The organism is Massilia yuzhufengensis (genome assembly GCF_900112225.1).
GTDB lineage: Bacteria > Pseudomonadota > Gammaproteobacteria > Burkholderiales > Burkholderiaceae_D > Telluria > Telluria yuzhufengensis.
On sequence record NZ_FOLD01000005.1, the window covers coordinates 94,254 to 119,775 of the forward strand.

The 25,522-nt window shown below is 68.2% G+C and carries 26 protein-coding genes and 1 other RNA gene; 18 read left to right on the top strand and 9 right to left on the bottom strand.

The features are described from left to right. The first annotated feature begins 17 nt into the window (after positions 1–17). The 3 genes from BM031_RS06435 to BM031_RS06445 all read left to right on the top strand — a co-directional run bounded on the left by BM031_RS06435 (position 18) and on the right by BM031_RS06445 (position 3,701). Positions 18–1,565, top strand: coding sequence for an FAD-dependent oxidoreductase (locus BM031_RS06435; protein WP_091872652.1), 1,548 nt, complete (start codon positions 18–20; stop codon positions 1,563–1,565). Between the two features lie 98 nt (positions 1,566–1,663). Then, complete coding sequence (locus BM031_RS06440) at positions 1,664–2,380, top strand: SIMPL domain-containing protein (RefSeq protein ID WP_177207670.1); 717 nt, start codon at positions 1,664–1,666, stop codon at positions 2,378–2,380. 184 nt (positions 2,381–2,564) lie between these two features. Further along, positions 2,565–3,701: a branched-chain amino acid ABC transporter substrate-binding protein gene (locus BM031_RS06445; protein ID WP_091872660.1), complete on the top strand. Its 1,137-nt coding sequence runs from the start codon at positions 2,565–2,567 to the stop codon at positions 3,699–3,701. Positions 3,702–3,769: 68 nt separating this feature from the next. Here the strand turns inward: BM031_RS06445 and BM031_RS06450 are convergent, their stop codons facing one another. After that, entirely contained in the window at positions 3,770–4,078 is a 309-nt protein-coding gene (locus BM031_RS06450; RefSeq protein ID WP_091872664.1) for a c-type cytochrome, read from the bottom strand. 174 nt (positions 4,079–4,252) lie between these two features. Between BM031_RS06450 and BM031_RS06455 the strand changes: the two genes are divergently transcribed. The 3 genes from BM031_RS06455 to lgt all read left to right on the top strand — a co-directional run bounded on the left by BM031_RS06455 (position 4,253) and on the right by lgt (position 6,400). Further along, positions 4,253–4,477, top strand: a complete 225-nt coding sequence (locus tag BM031_RS06455) for a TIGR04438 family Trp-rich protein (RefSeq protein ID WP_091872668.1) — start codon at positions 4,253–4,255, stop codon at positions 4,475–4,477. Positions 4,478–4,694: 217 nt separating this feature from the next. Further along, the gene (locus tag BM031_RS06460; protein WP_091872670.1) at positions 4,695–5,588 is read left to right on the top strand and encodes a LysR family transcriptional regulator; all 894 of its coding nucleotides are present in this window, start codon (positions 4,695–4,697) and stop codon (positions 5,586–5,588) included. Positions 5,589–5,590: 2 nt separating this feature from the next. Further along, positions 5,591–6,400 carry a prolipoprotein diacylglyceryl transferase gene (gene lgt, locus BM031_RS06465; RefSeq protein WP_091872673.1) on the top strand — a complete coding sequence of 270 codons (810 nt, stop codon included), beginning with the start codon at positions 5,591–5,593 and terminating at the stop codon, positions 6,398–6,400. A gap of 117 nt (positions 6,401–6,517) precedes the next feature. Here the strand turns inward: lgt and BM031_RS06470 are convergent, their stop codons facing one another. Further along, positions 6,518–8,680 (bottom strand): hybrid sensor histidine kinase/response regulator, encoded by a 2,163-nt coding sequence (locus BM031_RS06470; RefSeq protein WP_091872676.1) that lies wholly within the window; start codon positions 8,678–8,680, stop codon positions 6,518–6,520. A 69-nt stretch (positions 8,681–8,749) separates the two neighbouring features. Beyond that, entirely contained in the window at positions 8,750–9,097 is a 348-nt protein-coding gene (locus BM031_RS06475; protein ID WP_091872679.1) for a hypothetical protein, read from the bottom strand. Between the two features lie 30 nt (positions 9,098–9,127). Between BM031_RS06475 and BM031_RS06480 the strand changes: the two genes are divergently transcribed. The 3 genes from BM031_RS06480 to BM031_RS06490 are packed head-to-tail and all read left to right on the top strand — an operon-like array spanning position 9,128 to position 13,118. Next, complete coding sequence (locus BM031_RS06480) at positions 9,128–10,426, top strand: c-type cytochrome (RefSeq protein WP_091872681.1); 1,299 nt, start codon at positions 9,128–9,130, stop codon at positions 10,424–10,426. Continuing rightward, positions 10,423–10,914 (top strand): (2Fe-2S)-binding protein, encoded by a 492-nt coding sequence (locus BM031_RS06485; protein ID WP_091872684.1) that lies wholly within the window; start codon positions 10,423–10,425, stop codon positions 10,912–10,914. Before BM031_RS06480 ends, BM031_RS06485 begins: the two co-directional genes overlap by 4 nt. Next, positions 10,911–13,118, top strand: a complete 2,208-nt coding sequence (locus BM031_RS06490; protein WP_091872686.1) for a molybdopterin cofactor-binding domain-containing protein — start codon at positions 10,911–10,913, stop codon at positions 13,116–13,118. Before BM031_RS06485 ends, BM031_RS06490 begins: the two co-directional genes overlap by 4 nt. 151 nt (positions 13,119–13,269) lie before the next feature. Here BM031_RS06490 and BM031_RS06495 read toward each other — a convergent pair whose 3' ends face one another. The 5 genes from BM031_RS06495 to BM031_RS06515 all read right to left on the bottom strand — a co-directional run bounded on the left by BM031_RS06495 (position 13,270) and on the right by BM031_RS06515 (position 15,378). After that, entirely contained in the window at positions 13,270–14,073 is an 804-nt protein-coding gene (locus BM031_RS06495) for a sulfite exporter TauE/SafE family protein (RefSeq protein WP_091872688.1), read from the bottom strand. Continuing rightward, positions 14,073–14,543 carry an EVE domain-containing protein gene (locus tag BM031_RS06500; protein WP_091872691.1) on the bottom strand — a complete coding sequence of 157 codons (471 nt, stop codon included), beginning with the start codon at positions 14,541–14,543 and terminating at the stop codon, positions 14,073–14,075. Before BM031_RS06500 ends, BM031_RS06495 begins: the two co-directional genes overlap by 1 nt. A gap of 62 nt (positions 14,544–14,605) precedes the next feature. Further along, a non-coding RNA gene (gene ssrS / locus BM031_RS06505) (6S RNA) lies at positions 14,606–14,786 on the bottom strand. A gap of 44 nt (positions 14,787–14,830) precedes the next feature. After that, positions 14,831–15,142, bottom strand: coding sequence for a cell division protein ZapA (locus BM031_RS06510; RefSeq protein ID WP_091872693.1), 312 nt, complete (start codon positions 15,140–15,142; stop codon positions 14,831–14,833). Then, positions 15,139–15,378 carry a hypothetical protein gene (locus BM031_RS06515; RefSeq protein ID WP_091872696.1) on the bottom strand — a complete coding sequence of 80 codons (240 nt, stop codon included), beginning with the start codon at positions 15,376–15,378 and terminating at the stop codon, positions 15,139–15,141. Before BM031_RS06515 ends, BM031_RS06510 begins: the two co-directional genes overlap by 4 nt. Positions 15,379–15,724: 346 nt before the next feature. Here BM031_RS06515 and groES point away from each other — a divergent pair, with 346 nt between their 5' ends. The 3 genes from groES to BM031_RS06530 all read left to right on the top strand — a co-directional run bounded on the left by groES (position 15,725) and on the right by BM031_RS06530 (position 18,217). After that, positions 15,725–16,015 (top strand): co-chaperone GroES, encoded by a 291-nt coding sequence (gene groES, locus BM031_RS06520; RefSeq protein WP_091872698.1) that lies wholly within the window; start codon positions 15,725–15,727, stop codon positions 16,013–16,015. Between the two features lie 40 nt (positions 16,016–16,055). Further along, a complete protein-coding gene (gene groL / locus BM031_RS06525; protein ID WP_091872700.1) occupies positions 16,056–17,702 on the top strand; it encodes a chaperonin GroEL in 1,647 nt (548 codons plus the stop codon). Positions 17,703–17,788: 86 nt separating this feature from the next. After that, a complete protein-coding gene (locus tag BM031_RS06530) occupies positions 17,789–18,217 on the top strand; it encodes a UPF0158 family protein (protein ID WP_091872703.1) in 429 nt (142 codons plus the stop codon). Between the two features lie 111 nt (positions 18,218–18,328). Here the strand turns inward: BM031_RS06530 and BM031_RS06535 are convergent, their stop codons facing one another. Further along, positions 18,329–18,595, bottom strand: coding sequence for a DoxX family membrane protein (locus tag BM031_RS06535; protein ID WP_091872705.1), 267 nt, complete (start codon positions 18,593–18,595; stop codon positions 18,329–18,331). Positions 18,596–18,668: 73 nt separating this feature from the next. Here BM031_RS06535 and BM031_RS06540 point away from each other — a divergent pair, with 73 nt between their 5' ends. The 6 genes from BM031_RS06540 (at position 18,669) to BM031_RS06565 (ending at position 25,475) form a co-directional block, all read left to right on the top strand. Next, positions 18,669–19,565 carry a LysR family transcriptional regulator gene (locus tag BM031_RS06540; RefSeq protein WP_091872708.1) on the top strand — a complete coding sequence of 299 codons (897 nt, stop codon included), beginning with the start codon at positions 18,669–18,671 and terminating at the stop codon, positions 19,563–19,565. 7 nt (positions 19,566–19,572) lie between these two features. After that, a complete protein-coding gene (locus BM031_RS06545; RefSeq protein ID WP_229408666.1) occupies positions 19,573–20,145 on the top strand; it encodes a YdeI/OmpD-associated family protein in 573 nt (190 codons plus the stop codon). A 76-nt stretch (positions 20,146–20,221) separates the two neighbouring features. Next, positions 20,222–20,632 (top strand): GntR family transcriptional regulator, encoded by a 411-nt coding sequence (locus tag BM031_RS06550; RefSeq protein WP_091872713.1) that lies wholly within the window; start codon positions 20,222–20,224, stop codon positions 20,630–20,632. Positions 20,633–20,642: 10 nt separating this feature from the next. Next, complete coding sequence (locus BM031_RS06555; protein ID WP_091872716.1) at positions 20,643–21,572, top strand: ABC transporter ATP-binding protein; 930 nt, start codon at positions 20,643–20,645, stop codon at positions 21,570–21,572. An 11-nt stretch (positions 21,573–21,583) separates the two neighbouring features. Next, positions 21,584–23,431, top strand: a complete 1,848-nt coding sequence (locus BM031_RS06560) for a hypothetical protein (RefSeq protein WP_091872719.1) — start codon at positions 21,584–21,586, stop codon at positions 23,429–23,431. A gap of 10 nt (positions 23,432–23,441) precedes the next feature. Continuing rightward, positions 23,442–25,475: a S9 family peptidase gene (locus BM031_RS06565; protein WP_091872722.1), complete on the top strand. Its 2,034-nt coding sequence runs from the start codon at positions 23,442–23,444 to the stop codon at positions 25,473–25,475. The last annotated feature ends 47 nt before the right edge of the window (positions 25,476–25,522 follow it).

Sequence of the window (25,522 nt, forward strand, 5' to 3'; positions counted from 1 at the left end):
TGCAAAAGGAGACGAACATGGAACGCTATGACGTACTCATTGCCGGTGCCGGCCCCACCGGCATGGTGCTGGCGCTGGCGCTGGCCAAGCAGGGCATCCGGGTCTGCATCGTCGACAAAGCCGAAGGGCCGGGCACGACCTCGCGCGCGATGGCGGTGCAGGCGCGCACGCTGGAGCTGTACCGGCCGCTCGGCCTGGCCGACGAAGTCGCCGCCGCCGGCCGCAAGAACCCGGCCATCAACCTGTGGGTCAAGGGCAAGCGCCGCGCCCACCTCGACCTGCAGTCGGCCGGCGTGAAGATGACGCCCTACCCCTTCGTGCTGATCTACCCGCAGGATGCCCACGAGCGGCTGCTGGAGCGTCACCTCGAGGCCGCCGGCGTGTCGATCTGGCGCCGCACCGAACTGGCCGATTTCGAGGAGCGCGGCGAGCAGGTCGTGGCCCGCCTGCGCCGCGCCGGCGGCAGCGACGTGCAGGTCGAAGCGCGCTACCTGGCCGGCTGCGACGGCGCACGCTCGACCGTGCGGCGCCAGCTGGGCACCGGCTTTGCCGGCGGCACCTATGACCACATCTTCTACGTGGCCGACGTCCAGTCGCGCGGGCCGGCGGCCAATGGCGAAATCCACCTGTCGCTGGAGACTTCCGACTTCGTCATCCTGCTCGGCTACGACGATGCGGGACGGGGCCGGCTGGTCGGCACCATCCAGGACCAGCATGCGGTCAACGCCGACGCGCTCAGCTTCGACGACGTCAGCCACAAGGCGATGGCCAGCCTGGGGATGGAGGTCGAGCAGGTGCACTGGTTCTCGACCTACCGCGTGCACCACCGGGTCACCGACCACTACCGGCGCGGGCGCGCCTTCCTGCTGGGCGACGCGGCCCACGTGCACAGCCCGGCCGGCGGCCAGGGCATGAACACCGGCATCGGCGACGCCATCAACCTGGCCTGGAAGCTCGCGGCCGTGGTGCGCGGCGACGCGCCCGACAGCCTGCTCGACACCTACGAGCCGGAACGCATCGCTTTTGCCCGCAAGCTGGTCGAGACCACCGACCGCCTGTTCAGCTTTGTCACGGCCGAAGGCAACTTCGCCAATTTCGTGCGCATGCACATCGCACCGATGTTCGCCAGCGCGGCGTATGGCATCGGGCCGGTGCGCGAGATGATCTTCCGGATCCTGTCGCAGACCACCATCAACTACCACGACAGCCCGCTCTCGAGCGGCGTGGCGGGACGGGTGCATGGCGGCGACCGCCTGCCCTGGGTGGCCGGCCTGGACAATTACGCGGCGCCGGCCCGGATCGACTGGCAGGTGCACGTCTATGGCCAGGCCTTCGCCGACCTGCGCGACTGGTGCGACCGCCACGGCATGATCCTGCGCGAGTTCGACTGGGGCCGCGAGCACGACGAGGCCGGCATGGCGCGCAACGCCGGCTACCTGGTGCGCCCGGACGGCTACGTGGCCTTGTGCGACCCGGGCGCCTCGGCGCAGGCGCTGGAAGATTATTTTTGCGACCTGGACTACCGTCGCTTCCGCGTGTGCCAGCCCAGACAGTCCGTTCTATGAAGCAGGCATAAGCGGCGTTCGCGCCTGTGAATATTATAGACAGACGTGTCTAGATGATCTATTGTCGAGGGGTCCCCTCCCTCGACAAGGATCACCCGATGCTGAAACGATTCGCCGCGCTGGCCCTCCTGGCGGCCACCGCCCTCCCCGGCATGGCCGCCGACCTGCCCACCCATCCCTTCATCCACGTCAACGCGTCGAGCGAGCTGCGCATGATGCCCGACACCGGCGAGATCGATATCGACATCGTCTCGCTCGACCCGGACCCGGACGCTTCCTGGAAAGTGGTGACCGAGCGGCTGGATGCGGCGCGCGCCCTATTCGCCCAGCACGGCGTCGCGGTGGACGATGTGTTCGTGCAGGACATCGTGCGGCGCGCGCGCAAGGTCGACAAGCTGGCCGAGGGCGAACCGGTGCCGATGGAAACCAGGGTGGCCGTCCACGCCACCGTCCGCAACCTGGGGCCGTGGACCGACATGTTGCGCAGCCTGCTGGCCATGAAGGACATCGAGTCGCTGGCGGTGGCCTTCAGCCGCAGCGACCGCGAGCAGATCGAGGCCGACCTGGTCACGCAGGCGCTGGTGGCGGCCAAGGCCAAGGCGCAGAACATCGCGCGCGGCATCGGGGCCAGGCTGGGGCCGGTGACCGGCGTGGCGCTGACGCCCTTGAAGAACCTGTCCAACGCGATGGGCATGGCGACCGAGCCGAGCACCCGCTACACCGGCGGGCGCACGGTCGATGTGCCGGACAAGGCGCTGGTCCAGGCGATGCGGCTGGCGCAGTCGGCCGACGTCATCTACCGGATCGTGCGCTAGCGAAACTGCACCAAAACCGGTGGCCGCCGTGCCCGTTGCGTGCACCCCGCACCCCGGTGGTGCGGCGGCGCAAAACGCTGCGTTTATCCCTTTGCGGCGGTGTAAAACTGTTGTACCTTTTGCTGTGGAAATCCTGCCCGCCGCCCCGCGCGGTACTACGGTCCCCTCAACGGAGAACACCCACATGCAAGCTGGTATCAAGGTCATCGCCATCGCCGCCGCGCTCGCCGCCGTGGGCAGCGCCTCGGCGCAGCAGGTCGTCAAGATAGGCCACGTCGGCCCGGTGTCGGGCCCGAATGCCCACCTCGGCAAGGACAACGAAAACGCCGCGCGCATGGCGATCGACGAACTCAACGCGAAGGGCTTCACGATCAATGGCCAGAAGGTCAAGCTGCAGCTGCTGGCCGAGGACGACGGCAGCGACCCGAAACAGGGCACGGCCGTGGCCCAGAAGCTGGTCGACGCCAAGGTGAACGGCATCGTCGGCCACCTCAATTCGGGCACCACGGTGCCGGCCTCGAAGATCTACCACGACGCCGGACTGGTGCAGATCTCCCCGGCCACCACCGCGCCCCAGTACACCCGCCAGAAGTTCCCGGGCGCCTTCCGCGTGGTGGCCAGCGACACCAAGCTGGGCAGCACGCTGGGCAAGTACGCCACCGACACGCTCAAGGCCAGGAACATCGCCATCATCGACGACCGCACCACCTACGGGCAGGGCGTCGCGACCGAGTTCGCCAAGGGCGTCAAGGCCCCGGGCGTGACCGTCGTCGCCAAGGAATTCACCAGCGCCACCGCCACCGACTACACCGCCATCCTGACCAAGATCCGCGGCAAGAAGCCGGACCTGATCTTTTTCGGCGGCATGGATTCGGTGGCCGGCCCGATGCTCAAGCAGATGAAGACGCTCGGCATCACGGCCAAAGTCATGGGCGGCGATGGCATCTGCACCGAAGCGCTGGGCCGCCTGGCGGGCGACGCGGTGGGCGAGAACAAGGTGGTGTGCGCCGAAGCCGGCGGCGTCAAGGGCGACCAGGAGAAAGTCATGACCGACTTCCGCGCCCGCTTCAAGCAAAAGACCGGCGCCGACGTGCAGCTCTACGCGCCTTACGTGTACGACGCGGTGATGGTGATGGCTGCCGCGATGCAGGCGGCCAAGTCGGCCGAGCCGGCCAAGTACCTGCCGGAGCTGAAGAAAATCAAGTACGAGGGCGTGACCGGGACTATCCGGTTCGATCCCTACGGCGACATCCAGAATGGCGCGCTGACGCTGTTTACCTACAAGGGTGGGAAGCGCACCCGCATCGACGTTATCCGCTGACCCTGCACCGCCAATAAAAAAGCGCGCCATGCTCACGCAGGCGCGCTTTTTCTATTGCGGGACAACGCTTATTTTTGCGCCAGCACCCATTTCACCAAGCTGCGGGCTTCAGCCTCGCTCACCTGCGGATTGGCTGGCATCGGCACCGGGCCCCAGGTGCCCGCACCGCCCTTGATCACTTTCTGCACCAGCTTGTCTTCGGCGCCCTTCTGGCCATCGTATTTGGACGCGACGTCCTTGTAGGAAGGGCCAACCAGCTTGTTGGCGACCGCGTGGCAGGCCATGCAGTTCTTCGCCTTCGCCAGGTCGGCTTGTGCGAACGCGCTGGTGGACGCGAAGGCCGACATCACCACACACAACAACAAAGACCGTTTCATTTGTTTCTCCAAGTTCATGACAATCACATTCTACCGTGATTCACCGCAAGGACCAGCAGCGATACACTTTGTAACGAGACCGCAACGCCGGGCGTTGACGAAGCATCACAATGGCAGGAATTTTTCCACACGGCATCATTTTGTTTGTAATATGCATGCATAAGGAGTCTTCCCATGCCGCTGATCGTGCTGATTGCCGCCCTGATCGGGCTGCGTTTTTTTGAAGTATGGCGCTTCGCCGACCTGTCGTGGTGGTATGTCGTCGGTCTGATGGTGTTCGCTTTCATCTGGTTCGAGTTCATCGAGAAGGTGCTTGGGCTGGACAAGAAGAAGGAACACAATGTCCTGAATAGCCGCCGCGAGGCGCGCGTCAAGCAGGCGTTTGACAAGAAGCGCTGAATCGCGGCGTTGTTTGTTTCGTTAGCAGTAGAACCGTCGCACCGGCGAAGGCCGGTGCCTAAGTTTTGTGCGCTGTCGAGGTGCATGCTAAATTGGGTTCCGGCCTGCGCCGGAACGACGGGCTTAGGGCGCGGACTGACGGAAGCGCAACGTGCGCGTAGGTGTGTGTGATATGTTCCGCATATCACCCGCCACCATTAATACACCGCGCATATCAATGAACCTCGAACTCCGCCAGCTGCGCCACTTCATCACAGTGGCCGAAGAACTCCATTTCGGCCGTGCCGCCGAGCGCTTGCACATGACGCAGCCGCCGCTGTCGCAAAGCATCGCCGGGCTCGAAGAGCTGCTCGGGGCGCCGCTGTTCCTGCGCAATCGCCGCCAGGTGGCGCTCACCGCCGCCGGCACCGCCCTGCTGCCGGAAGCGCGGCGCATCCTGGAAGATGCGGGGGCCCTGCCGGACCTGGTGCGGCGCGTGGCCGCCGGCGAAGCGGGGCGACTGACGATCGCCTTTGTCTCCACCGCCGACTACAGCGTGCTGCCCGCGATCCTGCAGCGCCATCGCGCGGCCTATCCGGGGGTTCAATTAGTGCTGCGCGAAGCGACGTCCGACGTGCAGGCCGACGAACTGCTGCAGGGCCGGATCGACGCCGGCTTCGTCATCCCGCCGCTCACCGGCCGGCTCGAGCCCTCGCTCGACTACCTCAAGGTGCTGGAAGAGCCGCTGATCCTGTGCGCCCCCGCCGGGCTGGCCGCGCTGCGCGGCGCCGGGCCGGTGCGCCTGCGCGACCTGCCGCCGCTGCCGCTGGTGATCTTCCCGCGCGCGGTGGCGCCCGCGCTGCACGACGCCATCCTGTCGTGCTTCCGCGCAGCCGGCGTCACCCCCGTCATCGGGCAGGAAGCGATCCAGATGCAGACCATCGTCAGCCTGGTTTCCGGCGGCATGGGATTGGCACTTGTGCCACAATCCGTGTCGAACCTGATGCGCGCCGGCGTGGAATACCGCGCTCTGCTCGACCCCACGCCGCTGGCCGAAACCGGCCTGGCCTGGCGCCGCGACAATGCCTCGCCCGTGCTCAGGGGCTTCCTGGACCTATTCAAGAAAGAGTAATTATGCTGATTCATCCGCAGCCGGACCCTATCGCGTTTGCCATCGGGCCGGTGCAGATCCACTGGTATGGCCTGATGTACGTGCTGGCCTTCGCCCTGTTCCTGATCCTGGGCCGCGTGCGCATCCGCCAGCCGCACATCGCCGCGCAGGGCTGGAAGGCCGAAGACCTCGACGACATGCTCTTCTACGGCATGCTCGGCGTAGTGCTGGGCGGGCGCCTGGGCGAAGTGCTGTTCTACCAGCCGGCCTACTTCCTCGAACACCCGCTCGAGATCTTCATGGTCTGGCGCGGCGGCATGTCCTTCCACGGCGGCTTCCTGGGCGTGCTGATCGCCATGGCGCTGTGGGCCCGCAAATCGAAGCGCAACCTGCTCGACGTCTACGACTTCATCGCCCCGATGGTGCCGCTCGGGTACGCCGCCGGCCGCCTGGGCAACTTCATCAACGCCGAACTCCCGGGCCGCCTGGCCGACCCGAGCCTGCCCTGGGCCATGCTGTGGCCGGGCGTGGAAGGCCCGCGCCACCCGTCGCCGCTGTACCAGATGCTGCTGGACGGGATCGTCGTGTTCCTGATCCTGTGGCCGTATGCCCGCAAGCAGCGTCCGCGGCTGGCGGTGGGGGCGATGTTCACGCTGCTGTACGGGTGCGCGCGGTTCACGACCGAATACTTCCGGGTGCCGGATTGGGAAATCACGGTGGCGGGGCTGCCGGTCACGTCGGGACAGGTGCTGTCGCTGCCGATGATCATCGGCGCGCTGGTGATGCTGGCGTGGGCGTATCGGCAGGCGCCGAATCGGACGGCGCATGCGTGACGCGTGGGCTGGACGCTGACGATATTGTTAAGTTGCCCCAGCACGTCGTTCCCGCGCAGGCGGGAATGACGTGCGAGTAGTATCGAAAACAGGAGCCAGCGCGGGTGACCATCGGCATCACACCGCCGCCAGCGCCCTTTGCAAATCCTCCAGCGTCGCCGGCTTGGTCAGGTGCAGATCAAACCCCGCCCCCGCCGCCAGCGCCACGTCGGCCTCCTGCCCATACCCCGTCAGCGCCACCAGCCGCGTGCCCGGTACGCACACCTGCAGGCGCGCCGCCAGTGCGTAGCCGTCCATGTCGGGCAAGCCGATATCCAGGATCGCCACGTCCGGCGCCTGCCGCCGCGCTTGCTCGATCGCTTCGCCGCCCGTCCCCGCCACCCGGACCACGTGCCCCAGGTGCTCGAGCACCGCGGCCGTGGTCGCAGCGGCATCGAGGTTGTCGTCCACCAGCAGCACGTCCAGCCGCGCCGCATCCGCGGCCGCGACCGCGTCATGCGCAGGCGCAGCGACGGCGCCGAGCGGCAGCGCCACTTCGAAGCAACTGCCCTTGCCCGCGCCTTCGCTGCTGGCTGCCACCGTGCCGCCGTGCAGCTCGACGATGCGGCGCACGATCGCCAGGCCCAGGCCGAGCCCACCGGTATGGCGCGCCAGCGGCTGCGGCGCCTGGAAGAAGGGGGCGAACACACGCTCGAGCATGTCCTTGTCCATGCCCACGCCGTTGTCGCTCACCGCCAGGCGCGCCATCCCACCGTCCACCGCCAGGCTCACACGCGTGAGGCCGTTGCCGAAGCGCGCCGCATTCGACAGCAGGTTATTGAGCACCTGCGTCAGCCGGCTCTCGTCGCCCTGGACCCAAGCCTCGCCAGGCGCCTCCAAGGCGATCGGCGCACCGGGGAAGGACGCCACCACATGGCGCACCACGTCGGCCAGGTTGACGGGGCGCAGCTCGATCTGCAGCTTGCCGCTGGTGATGCGCGAGACGTCGAGCAAATCGTCCACCAGGCGCTTGAGGTGATTGGCCTGGCGCCGCAGGATGGTCCGCTCGCGCACGTTGGCGGCGTCGCCGCGCATGTCCATCAGGTCGAGCGAGGCGACGATGGGACTGAGCGGGTTGCGCAGCTCGTGCCCGAGCATGGCCAGGAATTCGTCCTTGACCCGGCCGGCATCGCGGCTGTCCTCGAGGGCGTTTTCCAGCGAAGCGAGCAGGCTCGAACGCTCGGCCTCGTGCGCGTCGCGCTGGGCGGCCGCCGCCTTCAGCGCCGATTCCATCTGGTCGATCTCGGTGATGCGCGAGGGCGCCACCAGCACCGGCAGGCCGGCGCCGAGCGCCGCCGTGCCCTGCTGCAGGCTGCGGAACGAGCGCACGATGCGCCCCGACAGCAGGGTCGCAACCAGGCTGCAGGCCAGCAGCGAGGCTGCCAGGCCGGAGGCGTACAGCATGATGCCGGGCAGCGAGGCCCGCGCCATTGCCGAGGTGGGAATCCCGACCGCCACCGCCCATCCATAGCGCGAACGGGTGTAGGCCGCGGCCAAGGGGTCGCCGGTGGGCGAGGTGGTCACGCCCACGGCTTCTGCGCCGCCGTCGCGCATGAGGCGCACCAGCGAGGCATGCGGCTTGGCGCCCACGCCCGTGTCCTGCCCGATCGAGCGCGCGACGATGCTGCCGGCGCCGTCGAGGATGGCGATCACGGAGTTGGACGGCACTTTCTGGCGTTCGATCACGCGCAGCATGCGGCCGGGCTGGATCACGGCGGTGAGGATGTAGCGGCGGCCCGCCTTGTCGGTGACTGGCACCCGCACCGGATAGGCCGGGCGGCCACGCGGTCCGACGGCGATGCCGCCTGCGACCGGCGCCCCGGTCGCCACGGCGCGCTGCAGGCTGGCCGGGTCGGCGATGGGGCCGCCCGCGCTGCCGAAGGGCGCGGCGGTACGGAACACGATGCCGCCCCGGTCGTCGGCCAGGATCACCGACAGCCACTCGGGCTTGGCCGCCACCTGGGCGCGGGCGAGGTCGTAGAAGCCGCGCAGGTCGCCCACTTCCATGGCCGGCGTGCGCGCCATGCTGGTGAGGATGGAGGCCGCGCCATCGAGTTCGGCGTCGACCGCGCTCGAGAGCGCACGGGCCAGGTCGAGCAGGGAACGCTGCTGCTCGCGCTGCTGGAACTCGCTGACCAGGTGCAGGCCCCACACGCCCATCAGCGCCAGCGGCAGCAGGCCCACTGCCGTGAGCAGCACCAGCAGGCGCCGGAGCGAAACGGTGGAACGCTGGCGCAGCATGGCAAGCCTTATGTCGAAAAAGACATTATAGGCATGGTTGAGGCGGACGTGCCGCCGGCACTGCGGTGCTTACTCGTCGAAGTCTTCGGCCAGGTTCTTCCAGCCGCGGCTCTTGGCGAAGTCGGAAAACTCTTCGGGTGCTTCGAGCACGATGATTTTGCTCTCCTGCAGGCCCGGGTCGCTGTGGCCGAAGTCGGGGCCCTTGTAGCCGAGGGAACGCAGGCGCTCGACGATCTGGCGCGTGAGTACCGTGTCCTTGTAGGCGCCGGGGTCGAGCTGGGCCTTGAAGTCCACGTACACGTCGATAATCCCGTAGCCCTCGTCGAAGATGCGGATCGCCTTGACCTCGAGGGTACGGCCGTTGCTGTCCTTTGCCTGGAAGGCGCCGGACAGTTCGATGTCGGTATCAGTAGTCATGGCGCCAGCATACCTGATATTCTGCGCTCGATGAAAGCGGCAATCCAAGGGAACAAGCGGCCAAGCAGGTGGTGGCTGGCACTGGCGGCGCTCGCCCTGCTGGCGCTGGCCGCATGGTGGATCGCGTCGCGTCCCGCGCTGCCGCTGCAAGCGGCGCCTGCGCAGGCCGACACCCGGCTGGTCGCCCGCGGCGCCAACCTGGCCAGGCTGGGCATGTGCGCCGCCTGCCACACGGTGGACGCGGCGCGGCCCTACGCCGGCGGCCTGCCCATCGACACGCCCTTCGGCACCGTCTACAGCACCAACATCACGCCAGATGCGCGCACCGGCATCGGCGGGTGGAGCGAAGCGGCCTTTACCCGCTCCATGCGCCAGGGCGTGTCACGCGACGGCCACCTGCTCTACCCCGCCTTCCCCTACAACCACTACACGCAGCTGGCGCAGGACGACATCCGCGCGCTGTACGCCTACGTCATGACGCGGCCCGCCCTGCATGCCCCGGCGCGCGAGAACCGGATGACCTTCCCGTTCGGCTGGCGGCCCTTGCTGGCCTTCTGGAACCTGCTCTACCTCGACGAGTCGCCATGGCGCGACGACCCGCGCCAGCCGGCCCAATGGAACCGCGGCGCCTACGTCGCCAACACGCTGGCGCATTGCAGCGCATGCCATACGCCGCGCACCCTGTTGGGCGGCCCGGACCTGAAGCGCCGATTCGACGGCGGCGACGCCGGCAACTGGTACGCGCCGGCGCTCAATGCGACATCTCCCTCACCGGTACCGTGGACACGCGAGCACCTGGCGACCTACCTGCGCACCGGCCTCGCACCGGGCCACGCGATCGCCGGCGGCCCGATGCAGGACGTGGTGCGGAACCTGGGCCAGGCCGACGCGGCGGACGTCGCCGCCCTTTCCACGTATATCCACGGCGACCTCGCGCAAGCCCCCGCCCGCGCCGCGCCGGCCGCCGGCCCCCTGCCCGCCCCGGCCGCCAATGATTCCGACCTGGAGCGCATGCGCCTCGGCCACGCCATGTACGCGATGGCCTGCGCCAGCTGCCACGACGCCGGCCGCGGCGCCAGCTCGGGCGCCGCGCTGCAGCTGCAGCAGGCCGTGGCCCTGTACGACCCCGACCCGCGCAGCCTGGTCCGCATCATCCGCGACGGCATCGCGCCGCCGGAGGGCGAGCCCGGACGCCAGATGCCGGGCTTCGCCACCATGATGAATGACGCGCAGGTGGTTGCGCTGGCAGCCTACTTGCGGCGCTACGGCGCGCAGGCCGAGGCCTGGCCGGAACTGGAACAGACCGTGCAGAAAGCAAAGCAGCCATGACGACATTCCACCTGCAGGTCAACGGCAAGCCGCACACGATCGATGTCGATGCCGACACGCCGCTGCTTTACGTGCTGCGCAACGACCTGAAGCTCAATGGCGCGAAGTTCGGCTGCGGCCTGGGGCAGTGCGGCTCGTGCACGGTGATGGTCGACAAGGCGCCGGTGATGTCCTGCCTGCTGCCGGTATCGATGGTCGGCGCGCGCGCCGTGCGCACGGTGGAGTCGCCCGGCAGCCGCTGGGTGCCCAGCGTGGTGCTGCAGCAGGCCTTCATCGACGAGCAGGCGGCGCAGTGCGGCTACTGCATCGCCGGCATGATCATGCGCGCCACTGCCCTGTTCGAGCAGCTGCCCTCGCCCACCGACGCGCAGATCCGCGACTGGATGCAGCCCAACCTGTGCCGCTGCGGCACCCACCTGCGCATCCTGCGCGCGGTGCGGCGCGCCGCCGACGTGCTGGCCTTGCAGCCGGTGCGCAAGAAACGATGAGCGCCCATCCACCGCGCCCGGGACGGCGCCGCTTCCTGGCCGCCGGCGGCGCCCTGACGCTGTCGTTCGCCCTGCCGCTGCGCGCGCAGCCGGGCGGCGCACTGCCCGGCAGCCTGGCCGAGGAGCCGTGGCTCGATGCCTGGATCCGGGTCGGCGCCGACAACCGGGTTACCGTCTTCACCGGCAAGGCCGAACTGGGCCAGGGCATCAAGACCGCGCTGCTGCAGGTGGCGGCGCAGGCGCTGCGGATCGACCCCGGGCGCCTGATCCTGATCACCGCCGACACCGAACGCACCCCCGACGAGGGCTATACCGCCGGCAGCCATTCGATGCAGGACAGCGGCGCCGCGCTGCGCCATGCCGCCGCGCAGGTGCGCGCCCTGCTGCAGGAAAAGGCCGCCGCGCGCCTCAAGGTGCCGGCGGCTTCGCTGGCGCAGTCCAACAGCGTGTTCCGCGCGCCGGATGGCCGCCGGGTGAGCTTTGGCGAACTGGTGGCGAACGGCCAGCAGCATGTGCGCGCCACCGCCACCATCCCGCCGCCCACGCCGGGCGCGCCCAGGTATTCCGGCGTGACGCTGCCGCGCGTGGACATCCCCGGCAAGCTGCGCGGGGAACTGGCCTATGTGCAGGACATCCGCATGCCCGCCATGGTGCATGGCCGCGTGCTGCGCCCGCCCTCGCCGTCGGCGCGGCTGCTCGGCGTCGACACGGCGGCGGTGGCCCGCATGAGCGGCGTGCTGGAAGTGGTGCAGGATGGCCGCTTCCTGGCCGTGATCGCCGACGAGGAATGGCGCGCCGTGAAGGCGGCGAAAGCGCTGGCGCTGGCGGCGCGCTGGGAAGTGCCGGCGCTGCTGCCGGCCGGGCGCGACCTGGCATCCGTCGTGCGCGCCTTGCCATCGCAGCCGCAGCAGGTACTGGCGCGCGGCGCACCCGGCGCGCCGGGCGCGACCCTGCGCGCCAGCTATACGCGGCCCTTCCAGCTGCATGCCTCGCTCGGCCCGTCCTGCGCCATCGCGCTGTTCGAGGCCGGGCGCTACACGGTGTGGACGCATTCGCAGGGCGTGTTCCCGCTGCGCGCCGCGCTGGCCGAACTGCTGGCGACGCCCGAGGCATCGATCCGCTGCATCCATGCCGAGGGCGCCGGCTGCTACGGCCACAACGGCGCCGACGACGTCGCGGCCGACGCCGTGCTGCTGGCGCGCGCCTTCCCCGGCCTGCCGGTGCGGGTGCAGTGGATGCGCGAGGACGAGCATGGATGGGAACCCTTTGGCCCGGCGATGGTGGCCGACGTGGCCGCCACGCTGGACGCGGGCGGCGCCATCGTCGACTGGAACTACGAAGTGTGGAGCCAGCCGCATGCGACGCGCCCGGGCCGCGCCGGCAACCTGCTGGCGGCGACCCACCTCGCGCGGCCGTTTGCGCCACCGCCCCCGAAGCCCATCCCGCAGCCGGAAGGCGGCGGCGACCGCAACGCCATTCCCTATTACGCGTTGCCGAACGCGCGCGTGACCCAACGCTTCCAGCCGCAGGGCGTGTTCCGCACCTCGGCCGTGCGCGCGCTGGGCGCCTACTGCAATGTGTTCGCGATCGAGAGCTTCATGGACGAACTGGCGCGGTCTGCAAAAGCCGACCCGGTGGCGTTCCGGCTGCGCCACCTGGCGGACCCGCGCGCGATCGAGGTGGTGAAGCTCGCTGCGTCCAAATTCGGCTGGGACAAGTACCAGCGTGGCGCCCGGCGCGGACGCGGGTTTGCGTTTGCGCGCTACAAGAACTCCGCGGCGTATTGTGCGATCGCGCTGGAAGTCGAGGTGGCGCTCGATACCGGGTTTGTCCGCATCGTCCGGGCCGATGCGGCCGTCGATTGCGGCGAGATTGTCAGTCCGGATGGGGTGCGCAACCAGATCGAGGGCGGCGTCATCCAGTCGGCCAGCTGGACGCTGCTGGAACAGGTGCGTTTCGATGCGAGCCGGGTGCAGACGCTGGACTGGGCGGGGTATCCGATCCTGCGCTTCAAGCAGGCGCCGGACCGGGTGGACGTGCACCTGGTGGACCGGCCGGGTCAGCCATTTTTGGGGACAGGCGAAGCGGCGCAAGGGCCGGCTGCGGCGGCGCTGGCCAATGCGGTGATGGATGCGTGCGGGGTGCGGGTGCGGGATTTGCCGATGGATCGGGCTAGGATGCGAGGGTTTGCGGTGAAAACGTAGGCCCGCAGCCGTCGATCGTCGTACCGGCGAAGGCCGGTACCTAATTTTGTGTGCGCACCGCTACGCGCGAAACTAGTGGCTGCAGTCCGAACTTGGGCCCCGGCCTGCGCCGGGGCGACGGATCGGAGGGTAGCGCGAGAAGTACACGCCCTTAGTGCGCCGCCTTCCAGAACATATATGTCGCAAGCGAATACAGGATCACCGCGAACACCCGCTGCAGCTGCCGCACCGGCATCTTGTGCGCGGTGCGGGCGCCCAGCGGCGCCATGCTCACGCTGGCCAGCGCGATGATCGCCAGTGCCGGCAGGTAGATGAAGCCCAGCGAATACTCCGGCAGGCCCGCCTCGCCCCAGCCGAAATAGATATTCGAAATCGTCCCCGACAGCGCAATCGGAAAGCCCAGCGCCGCGCTGGTGGCCACCGCATTGTGGATGCGCACGCCGCACCATGTCATGAAGGGCACCGACACGAAGCCGCCACCGGCGCCGACGATGCCGGACAAGGTGCCGATGACGCCGCCGGTCGCGAACATGCCGGCCGTGCCGGGCAGCGCGCGCGCGGCCGCGGGCTTCTTCCCGATCAGCATCTGCGTGGCCGAGAAGGCGACGAACACGCCGAAGAAGGCCGCCAGCACCGGGGCATTCATCTGCTTGCCGATCCAGGGCCCGATCCACGAGCCCACCAGGATGCCGGGCGCCAGCATCTTCACCACGGGCCACAGCACGGCGCCGTGCTTGTGGTGGGCGCGCACCGACGACAGCGAGGTAAACAGGATGGTGGCGAGCGAGGTGGCGATCGCCATGTGGATGGTCAGTTCCGGCGCAATGCCGCGCGCGGTGAAGATCATGGTGATGAAGGGGACCAGCACCATGCCGCCGCCGATGCCGAGCAGCCCCGCCGCGAAACCGCCGAACGCGCCCATCGCGAGCAGTGCGAGAATCAGGCCAATGTCCATCATCGCTTCCCTTCGCGCAGCAGCTTGACGATGGCGTTCCACTGCGCGGCGGTCACCGGCGAGATCGACAGCCGGCTGCCCTTCTGCAGCAGCACCATGTCGTCCAGTGCGGCGATGCCGCGCATCTCGGTGAGCGGCAGGAAGCGCCCGGCTTCCAGGGCGCGCACGTCGACCGAGATCCAGCGCGGGTTTTCCTGCGTGGCCTTGGGATCGTGGTAGTGGGAGGCCGCGTCGAACTGGGTCGCATCCGGATAAGGGCTGCTCGCCACTTCGGCGATGCCGGCCACGCCCGGCACGGCGCAGCTGGAGTGGTAGAACAGGATGCCGTCGCCGACCGACATACCATCGCGCATGAAATTGCGCGCCTGGTAGTTACGCACGCCGTACCAGGCCACCGTCTGCTTCGGCGCGGCCAGCACGTCGTCGAAACTGACTTCGTCCGGCTCCGACTTCATCAACCAATAGCGCATCGCATCTCCAACAACAACAAAAAAAAAGCGGCTGCGTACCGAAGTGCGCAACCGCTCGTCTATATAGCCCCGCCTGTGCCGTTATTGCCGGCATCCCGAACCAAAAGGCTCAAGGTGGTCGCAGTCAGCTCAATTTCGGGTTCGTCAGTCTAGTGACGCTCGCGCCCACCAAGCATGTCCCACAACCTATGCGTGAAAATGGTTCAAGGAATATATGGCAAATCTCGAACACCGCAGGGTAGACGGCAGTTTACTACGATGGGCCGCCATGTCAAACGAATTCAGGCTCAGGCGTGATTTTCTTGCGGCGCCAGCGCGTGATCGAGCACGGTGTGCATCGCTTCGAGTTTTTGCTTGACTTCGAGGATCGACATGTCCGACAGCGGGCCCTGCGGCGACTTCACCGACAGGAATTCGGCGGCCACGCTCAGTGCGGCCATGACCGCGATGCGGTCGGTGCCCTTGACCTTGCCCGAGTCGCGCAGCGCGCACATCTTGCCATCGAGGTAGCTGACGGCTTCGCGCAGCGTGCGCTCTTCGCCGTCGCGGCAGGCCAGGCGGTAAGGCTGGCCCATGATGGTGCAATCGAGATGGATCATTGGGTGGCCTCGCTGGAATGGTCGGCATCGGCTGGGGGCGCTTCCGGCGCAGGGAATTGTTCGAGCAGTGCTTCGACGCGGCGCTGGGCCTGGGCCAGGCGGTCCATCATCGCGGCATTATGTCCGGTGAGCAGGTGATTGGCCTGGCGCAGCAGGTGGTTCTCGGCACGCAGCGACTGGGTCAGCTGGGCGAGCCGGTCGATTTTGTCTGAGAGGTCTTGAAATTCGGAAATCATTCGACACTATAGGGTTGGGATGGTTTTTCCGTCAACCGAATCGCGCCGATGAAGGGGCGGGATACGGGCCGAAGCGTGCGGCACGCCGGATATATCCGGTATACCCTGCCCGGCAATTGTCCCGGACACCACACTCCGACAGTGTACAACCCATCGCCAGGATTGTGTTTTCGCAAGGAAGTCCGTTAGCTCATCAACATTCCTGCTTGAAATAGGGGGGTATCGTCCCTATAATTAGCACTCGTTAGTAGAGAGTGCTAACAACTGAAGTATCCAATTCCTCAGCCGGCGCCTCCAGGCGGCGGCAATGAATCGCTAATCAAACCACTGAAATAAGGAGTTTTGCATGAACCTTCGTCCTCTGCACGATCGCGTAATCGTGAAGCGTCTCGACCAGGAAACCAAAACTGCGTCCGGCCTGATCATCCCCGATGCGGCCGCCGAGAAGCCGGACCAGGGCGAAATCCTCGCCGTCGGCAACGGCAAGGTGCAGGACAACGGCCAGCTGCGCGCCCTCGAAGTGAAGGTCGGCGACCGTGTCCTGTTCGGCAAGTACTCGGGCCAGGCAGTCAAGGTGGATGGCCAGGAACTGCTGGTCATGCGCGAAGAAGACATCATGGCCGTCGTGGCCCTGTAATCCTTCCCACCCCTTATAGAACTCATTCGGAGAATTACACATGGCAGCTAAAGAAGTAGTGTTCGGCGACGCAGCGCGCGCCAAGATGGTCGAAGGCGTCAACGTCCTGGCCAATGCAGTCAAGGTCACCCTGGGCCCGAAAGGCCGCAACGTCGTGCTGGAGCGCTCGTTCGGCGCCCCGACCGTCACCAAGGATGGTGTCTCGGTCGCGAAAGAAATCGAACTGAAAGACAAGCTGCAGAACATGGGCGCGCAGATGGTCAAGGAAGTCGCCTCGAAGACCAGCGACAACGCCGGTGACGGCACCACCACCGCGACCGTGCTGGCACAAGCCATCGTCCGCGAAGGCATGAAGTTCGTTGCCGCCGGCATGAACCCGATGGACCTCAAGCGCGGCATCGACAAGGCAGTCGCTGCCACCGTCGAAGAGCTGGCGAAGATCTCCCGTCCATGCACCACCACCAAGGAAATCGCCCAGGTCGGCGCGATCTCGGCCAACTCGGACTACTCGATCGGCGAGCGTATCGCTGAAGCGATGGACAAGGTCGGCAAGGAAGGCGTCATCACCGTCGAAGACGGCAAGTCGCTGAACGACGAACTGGACATCGTGGAAGGCATGCAGTTCGACCGCGGCTACCTGTCGCCGTACTTCATCAACAACCCGGACAAGCAGGTCGCCGTCCACGAGAACCCATTCGTTCTCCTGTGCGACAAGAAGATCTCGAACATCCGTGACCTGCTGCCGATCCTGGAACAAGTCGCGAAAGCCGGCCGTCCGCTGGTGATCGTCGCCGAAGACATCGAAGGCGAAGCGCTGGCGACCCTGGTCGTCAACAACATCCGCGGCATCCTGAAGACCGTCGCCGTCAAGGCCCCGGGCTTCGGCGACCGCCGCAAGGCCATGCTGGAAGACATCGCTGTCCTGACCGGCGGCCAGGTCATCGCTGAAGAAGTCGGCCTGACCCTGGAAAAGGTCACGCTGGCGGAACTGGGCCAGGCCAAGCGTATCGAAGTCGGCAAGGAAAACACCATCATCATCGACGGCGCCGGCGCTGCTGAAAACATCGAAGCGCGCGTCAAGATGGTGCGCATCCAGATCGAAGAAGCGACCTCGGACTACGACCGCGAAAAGCTGCAAGAGCGCGTGGCCAAGCTGGCCGGCGGCGTTGCCGTGATCCGCGTCGGTGCAGCCACCGAAGTCGAGATGAAAGAGAAGAAGGCCCGCGTGGAAGACGCACTGCACGCTACCCGCGCTGCCGTGGAAGAAGGCATCGTCCCAGGCGGCGGCGTGGCACTGCTGCGCGCCCGTTCGTCGATCAACGTCAAGGGCGACAACCCTGACCAGGACGCAGGCATCAAGATCGTCCTGCGCGCCATGGAAGAGCCACTGCGCATGATCGTCCAGAACGCCGGCGACGAGCCATCGGTCGTGGTCGCAGCCGTCATCGCCGGCACCGGCAACTACGGCTACAACGCTGCCAACGGCACCTACGGCGACATGGTCGAAATGGGCGTGCTGGATCCAGCCAAGGTCACCCGCTCGGCACTGCAGAACGCAGCGTCGATCGCCGGCCTGATGCTGACCACCGACTGCATGGTCTCGGAAGCTGCCGAAGACAAGCCAGCCGGCGGCATGGGCGGCATGGGTGGCATGGGCGGCATGGGCGGTATGGACGGCATGATGTAATTGCCGGGCGCCGATTGATTCGGCGCCGTCCTGCTCGAAAGCCCGCAAGGTTCGCGCCTTGCGGGCTTTTTTACTTTGGTGGGGTGATGATCATGGCAACTGTGAATCTGAACGAACTCGAAGATGCAGTGATGATGGTGAGTGGCTCGGGCGACCTGGCCGAGGCCTGGGTATGCCTGGACACCGGTGCCGTCCATGTGCGCGCGGAGGGGATCGATCCCGAGGAGGAGGCGCTGCCGGACGATATCGATACCTCGGAACGCTACGTCGGCGTGCCGGATGCGCGCAGTCTCGACCTGGGTCAGGCAATGGTGTTCGCCTTCGTGGAGGCCGGGATGCCGGGCGAGTACGAGCGTGTGCGGGAGATGTTCCGGCGCAAAGGCGCCTACCGTCATTTCAAGGACCTGGTCGACAAGCGGGGGCTGACGGGCAAGTGGCATGCGTTTCGCGATGAACGTACGCGGGCGGCGTTGCGCGAATGGTGTGAAGACAATGGCCTGCAGCCGGGTGACTGACGGTGTTCGTAGGGTGGACGGGTTTCCCGCCCGCGCGTTCACATCACGTTTGCCTGTCGATGCGCATACGATGGCTGGACGCGCGGACGGACAAGCCGTCCACCCTACGATTCAGGTACATGCCGCGGCGCTGCGCGAGGCCGCGCGCCTGCCGGCCCCAGGCCCGCGTACGCCGACGATCACCAGCACGCCGCCCACCAGCTCCAGCAGCGCCACCGGCCAGGACAAGGCCAGCGGCAGCCCCTGCGCCGCCAGCGATGCCGCAAATGCCGGCACCCCAAGCGCCACGAGTGCGAATAAAGCGTGCGCCAGCCAGGCCGCGCCCAGCGCCAGCCGCAGCAGCAGTGCCGCGGTCGAACGGGTGGAATGATCCTGCATGATGTGCCCCTTGCGGTGTTGGTTGAGGAGTCGCTACTGTACCTATGCACAAACGCAAGTAAAATAGGCATCCATGAAACCATCCTATGCAAAATTGCAATCAAAGCTCGACCTGCAGGACCTGGAGACCATCCTGGCCCTGCAGCGCGGCCGCAACCTGGCCGGGGCGGCCGAGCGCCTGAAGGTGGATGCGTCGACGGTGTTCCGCGCCATCAAGCGCATCGAAAAGGACATCGGCGAAGTGCTGTTCGAGCGCAGCCGGCAGGGCTACCTGGCCACGGAGCTGGGGCGCGAACTGGCCGGCTACGCCGAGCAGATCGAAACCCGGCTCGAGGAAGCGCGCGAAGCAGCCTTCAACCAGTCCTCGGAACCCTCGGGCAAGCTGCGCATCACCCTCACCGACACCCTGCTGCACAGCGTGCTGCTGCCGGTGCTGGCGCGGTTCACCGCGAGCTATCCGCGCATCGAGCTGGAACTGGTGACGACCAATGTGCTGGCCAACCTGAGCCAGCGCGAAGCCGACATCGCCATCCGCGTCACGTCTTCGCCACCGGAGCACCTGGTGGGCATCCGCCTGGGCACCATGCGCTCGGCCATCTATGCCGGCAAGGACTACCTGGCCACGCAGCCGGCCGGCAAGCACTACAGCGAGATGGACTGGATCGCCCTCGACGACAGCCTGCCGGACCACCCGTCGCAGCAATGGCGCCGCGCGCACTACCCCAAGCTGGCGCCGCGCCACAAGGCAAGCAACCTGCTGGCGGTGGGCGGCGCGGTGGTCAATGGCCTGGGCGTGGGCATCGTCCCGCTGGCGGTGCTGCGCGAGCATCCGCAGGTCGCGATGCTGGAGGGTCCCGTGCCGGAACTGGACATCGGCCTGTGGCTGCTGGCCCATCCCGACACCCGCTACCTGGCGCGCATGAAAGCCATGTTCGCGTTCCTGCGCACGGCGATCGTGCTGCCCGCATAATGGCGCCATGCCAGACACGATGAACGCCACCTTCTTCGCCGACGCCCCCGCCTTTCGCGCCTGGCTCGCAGCGCACGCCGCCAGCGCCAGCGAACTGCTGGTGGGCTTCCACAAGGTGGGCAGCGGCCAGCCGAGCATGAGCTGGCCCGAGTCGGTCGACGAAGCCCTGTGCTTCGGCTGGATCGACGGCCGCCGCAATCGGGTGGACGAGGCCACCTACACGATCCGCTTCACGCCGCGCAAGCCGTCGTCGATCTGGAGCGTGGTAAACATCGCCAAGATGGACAAGCTGCGCGCGCAGGGCCGCATGACCCCGGCCGGCGAGGCGGCGTTCGCGCACCGGTCCGAAGCGAAATCCGGCATCTATGCGCACGAACGCGTGGATGCGCCCGCGCTCTCGCCGGACGAACTGGCGCTGTTCCAGCGCGACCCCGTGGCCTGGGACTACTTCGGCGCCGCACCGCCCGGCTACCGCAAGACCATCCTGCACTGGATCACCAGCGCCAAAAAGGCCGACACCCGCGCCGCGAGGCTGGCCAAGCTGATGGCGGCCTGCGCGGCCCGCATGCGCCTCGCGTAATCGCCATCAAATGGATTGACGGCGACTTCCCGCGCTGCTACTGTACTAACCGTAATAGTACAGTTGGGAGACACCCATGAGCCGCCGAACACCCCTGATGCTGAACATCGCCACCGGCGACACGCGCCCGATCAACCGCCAGATCGTCGACGGCGTGCGCCGCCTGATCGCCAATGGCGAGCTGCCGGTGGGCGCCGCCCTGCCCAGCGTGCGAGGGCTGGCCCAGCAGCTGTCGATCAACCCCAACACCGTGGCCAAGGCTTATGGCGAACTGGCGCTGGAAGGCTGGGTGGAATCGCGCGCGGGCCTCGGCCTGTTCGTGCTGCAGCCGCGCCAGCTGCTGTCCGACGCCGAGCGCGAACGCCGCCTCGGCGAAGCGGTCGACCGTTTCACCGGCGACGTGATCGGGCTGGGCTACAGCGGCGCCGAAGTGCTCGACCGCGTCGCCGGCGAGCTGGCCGCCGCCCTGCCGCGCAAAGTCGCATAAGGACCACACCATGAACGACCACGTCATCCGTACCGACGGCCTGTGCCTGTCCTACCAGGGCAAGCAGGCCCTCGACAATCTCACCCTGCACCTGCCGCGCGGCGGCGTGCATGCCATCGTCGGCGCCAACGGCGCCGGCAAATCGACCCTGTTCCGCGTGCTGCTGGGCTTTGCCTCGAGCGACGCCGGCAGCGCTGAAGTACTGGGCTGCGACAGCCGGCATCTCACTCCGGCGCTGCGCGCGCGCATCGGCTTCGTCAACGAGGAACACACCCTGCCCGGCTGGATGCGCGTGGACGAACTGGCGCGGATGCAGGCGCGCCTGTATCCGCGCTGGAGCGATGATCGCTACCGCCAGGTGCTGGCCAACTTCAACGTCGGCGACCGCCAGAAGATCGCCCAGCTCTCGCGCGGCGAACGGGCCGGCGTGAGCCTGGCCCTGGCCCTGGCGCAGGGACCGGAACTGCTGATCCTCGACGAACCCACGCTGGGCCTGGACGTCGTGGCCAAGCGCGCCTTCCTCGACGCCCTGCTGCAGACCAGCCTGGACGACGGCGCCACCGTGGTCTACTGCTCGCACCAGATGGAGGAAATCGAGCGGGTCGCCGACAACCTGGTGATCCTGGAACGCGGCGTGCTGCGCCACATGTCGGCGCCGGACGCATTCTGCGAACGGGTCTCGCTGTGGATCGCCGACTTCCCGTTCCGCCAGCCGGAAGCCGCGCGCCTGCCGGGCGTACTGGAGACCCGCGTCATCGACGGCCTGACCCACCTCGTGGTGTTCGATGGCGGCGTCGATTTCGGCCACCGCCTGCGCCTGATGGGCGCGCGCACCGCGCAGCAGATGCCGGTGAGCCTGGACCGCGCCGTCAACGGCTTCCTCGCGCGCGGCCACGCCGGCGTGTCCCCCGCAGCATTCCCGACCACCGCAGCCGCCTGAAAGTGCCTGGTATGAAAGAACTCTTCCTCTCCGAGTGCCGGCGTTTTCGCACCGTGGCCCTGGTTGCCGCCACCATCCACCTGGTGCTGCAGCTGATGGCCTCGCGCATGACCGAACCGCTGCAGATGGGCTGGCGCGAACAGACCGTCATCCTGATTGCCTGCGCCGTGGCCGGCCTGGCGTTCGCGGTGGCGCAATTCAGCACCCACCGCCAGGCCAGCCGCTGGCTATGGCTGATGCACCGGCCGCTGCCGCGCAGCCGCATCTTCGGCGCGCTCGCCCTGGCCTCGCTGGCGCTGCTGGTCGCGGCGATCGGCCTGCCCGCCCTGCTGGCGGTGCTGGGCAGCGACCGGCTGACCGGGCGCACGGTGGACAGCCACCACTACCTGATTCCCCTGCACCTGCTGCTCACCTCCTTCAGCGCATGGCTGGGCGGCGCCTACCTGATGCTGTCCGGCCGCAGGAGCGCCTTCGTGGTGCTGTTCGTTCCCGCCCTGCTGTGCTGGCACCTGGCCGCCGCCGATGCCCTGCTGGCGCCGGCGCTGCTGGCCGTCGCCTTGATGGCGGCGCTGGCCTACACCGCGTTTGCGCCGGACCGCACCGCGCCGCCCTCCACGACCAGCGGCTGGCTGGCGGCAGGCGTCCCGCTGGTGCTGGGCTGCCATTTCGTGCTGCTGTGGGGCGCGTCGATCGCCTTCCAGTCGGGCCAGATGCTGCTGGGCGTGAATCCCTTCAACAGTCCGCTGCCCCCCAGCGGCGGCGCCATCGAAATGACCCGGGCCGACGGCCGCGCCAACCTGCAACGGGTGCTCGCCGCCTCCAGCGATGCGCGCGCCGCGCACTGGCGCCGCCAGGTGGCGCTGCTCGATACCGGCAGCGTGCGCGCGCGCTGGCTGGAGCTGCCGGTGCGCGGCCAGGTCGGCAATTTCCAGAAGCTGCAATGGTTCGACAACACGCGCAACATCATCTGGACCTTCAGCCACGACCGCATGCTGTTCGAAGGCCGCGACGCCCATACCGACGCCCCGCGCGGCTGGATCGGCATGGGCGGGCTGGGCGACCTGCGGCCCTTCTCCGCCGTCCCCGCCATGGACGGGAAGTACCTGCAGACGGCCCAGCAGCTCCTGCAGATCGATCCCGAAACCCACCGCATCCACCTGCTGGCATCGGTGGCGGCGCCCGAGACCCTGGCCGGCCCGGTGCAGGAAGTGGGCCGCCAGCCCTTCGTGCTGACCAACCGGCGCCTGGTCTCCTACCGTGCGGGCGTGGCGCCCGCCGGGCAGCCGGCGCCGCTGGAACAGGTCTACAGCGTGCCCCTGCCCGGCCCCTTCGGCGACCTGGACCGGGTGGACGTGGCGCGCCTGCTCGACGGCACCCTGCTGTCCTTCAATTTCGGCCGCCGCATGATCGATGGCGAAGTCGGCTCGCGCCAGCACCTGGTCTTCGTCGATGGCGCCGGTCGTGCGCAGACAGTGGCCGTGCGCGAGGTCGGCCACGACTTCCCGCTGCTGTTCGAGCACAAGGACTGGTGGCTCTCGCCCGTGATTCACGCCGCGCTCGCGTTGCCGGAACGCCTGCTCGACAAAGGCCTGACCCCGGATGCTCCTGGCACCGTGGCGCAGCAACGGCCGGCCGCCGTGGTCGCGGCGGCGCTGGTCGCAGCGATCCTCTCCGCAGCGCTGGCGGCGTGGCGCCTGCGCCGGCATCCGCGCCGCCAGGTGCTGGCCTGGTCGGCGGCGGCCCTGGTGTTTGGTGCGCCTTGCGTCGCCGCACTGTGGGTGCTGGCGCCGCGCCTGCCGCGCGCGGCCAGCGCCGCCGCCCGCGCGCCGGCGCCCTTACCCGTCCCGGCCACCGCCTAAGGAAGCCACCATGCCACACCTCTCATGCGCCGCGCTGGCGCGGGCCGGCGCACGCCTGTGCGCGGCCTTCCTGCTGGTCACCACCTGCGCCCACGCCGAGCCGCTGGCGGCCGCGCTGGCGCGCAACGCCGCCCTGCCGCGCGCGCCGCTGCTGGCGCCGGACGCCTTCGACCAGCCCGAGCGCCTGCGCGACGTGCGCCTGTCGCCCGACGGCTCGCACCTGGCCTGGATCGAGGACGAGGGCAACAAGGCCGAGCTCCACGTCATGCCGCTTGGCGGCGGCGCACCCCGCCCGCTCATCGCCGTCGACCCGAAGGACCGCGTGCACTGGTCGCGCGACGGCGCGGTGCTGTTCGTGGCGCAGGAAGGCAGCCTGTCCGCCGTCGGCATGCGCGACGGCGCCGGCGGCCGGGTGGCCATGTTCGCCAAGGACGGGAGCCAGCGCTTTGCCGGCATCGACCGCGGCATGCCGCGCCACGCCATCGTGCAGGAAACCGATGTGGCGCGGCGCACCACGCGCCTGGTGCGCATCGGCGCCGACGGCGCCCGCACGATCCTGTTCGACGGGCCCGGTGTCGTCGCGGCATTCCTGGCCGGGCCCGATGGCGCGCCGGCCGTGCTGCGCAGCGTGGACGCCGGCTTCAACCAGCTGGTCTTGCGGCGCGAAGGTGCGAGCTGGGTCGAAGCGGCCCGCTGCAAGCCGCTGCGCACCTGCGCCCTGGTCGCGCTGTCGCAGGATGGCAAGCGGCTGCTGCTGCGCACCCGGCATGCGGACGACCGCGAGGCGCTGATCGAGGTGACGCTGGCCGGCGGCGCGCGGCGGCTGCTCCACACCGATCCGGATGCGCTGTCCGACCTGGTCGGCGTGACCCTGTCGCCGCACAGCGGGCAGCCGATGCTGGCCACCTACCAGCTTCCCCGCTTGCGGCTGTACGGGCTGGACGATGAAGGCCGGCGCATCGCGGCGAGCATCGCGCGCCAATTTCCGCAGGGCGGCGCCCTGGTGGAATCCTGCGCGCCGACGGCCTGCCTGGTGGTCGAACGCGGCGCGCGCCTGTCGCATGCGCGCTTCTGGATCCTCGGCCTGCAGCGCCAGGCCTTCCGTCCCGTGCTGGACGAGGTGCGCGCACGCGCCGCGCCCTTGCCGCCGGCGCAGCTGGCCGAACATCTCGCCATCAGCTACCCTGCCTCGGATGGCGCCACGGTACACGGCTACCTCACGCTGCCGGCCGGCCTGCCGGCGCGCGCCCTGCCGCTGCTCACCGTCGTCCATGGCGGCCCGTGGAGCCATGTGGATGGCGGCTACAGTGCGTTGGCGCAGCTGCTCGCCAACCGCGGCTACGCTGTGTTCCAGCCGAACTTCCGCGGTTCGACCGGCTACGGCGAACGCTACACCAAAGCCCCGGGCGCCGGCTACGGCAACGGCCGCGCGCAGGCCGACATCATCGACGGCGTGCGCTGGCTGCTGGCGCAAGGCGTCGGCGACCCGCAGCGCCTGGGCATCGCCGGCGCCTCGTTCGGCGGCTACGCCACCCTGCTGGCGCTGACCCACAACCCCGGCATGTTCCGCTTCGGGATGGCGATGCAGCCCACGCCCGACTTCGCCCGCACCCTGCGCGTGTCCGCCGCCGAACCCGCGCGCCCCGGCGAGCCACCCTTGCGCCAGGTGCTGCGCGAAGCCGGCATCGACCCGGACAACGCGGCCCAGATGGCGCCGATCGCCGCCGACGCACCGCGCCGCCAGGCCGCCAGGCTCACCGCTCCCCTGATGGTGCTGGCCGGCGGCCGGGACGAGAAGATCGAGATCGAGGCGGTGGTCGACTACGTCGCCCACCTGCAGGGGCTGGGCAAGCAGGTAGGCCTGCTGATCGATCCCGACGCCGGCCACAACCTGCGCGACCCGGTAGCGAAGAAGGCGCAGGTGCACCTGCTGCTGACGATGCTGCACCGCTACCTCGGCGGCCCGCCCGCGCCAGCGCCGGACGACGCCCTGGCCCGCTACCTCGCCCGCACGATGCGAACGCATGGCGCCCTCGGCAAGTGATGTTGCCGGAAAAACACGCATGGTTTAGACTGCCTTGTCACCCTACG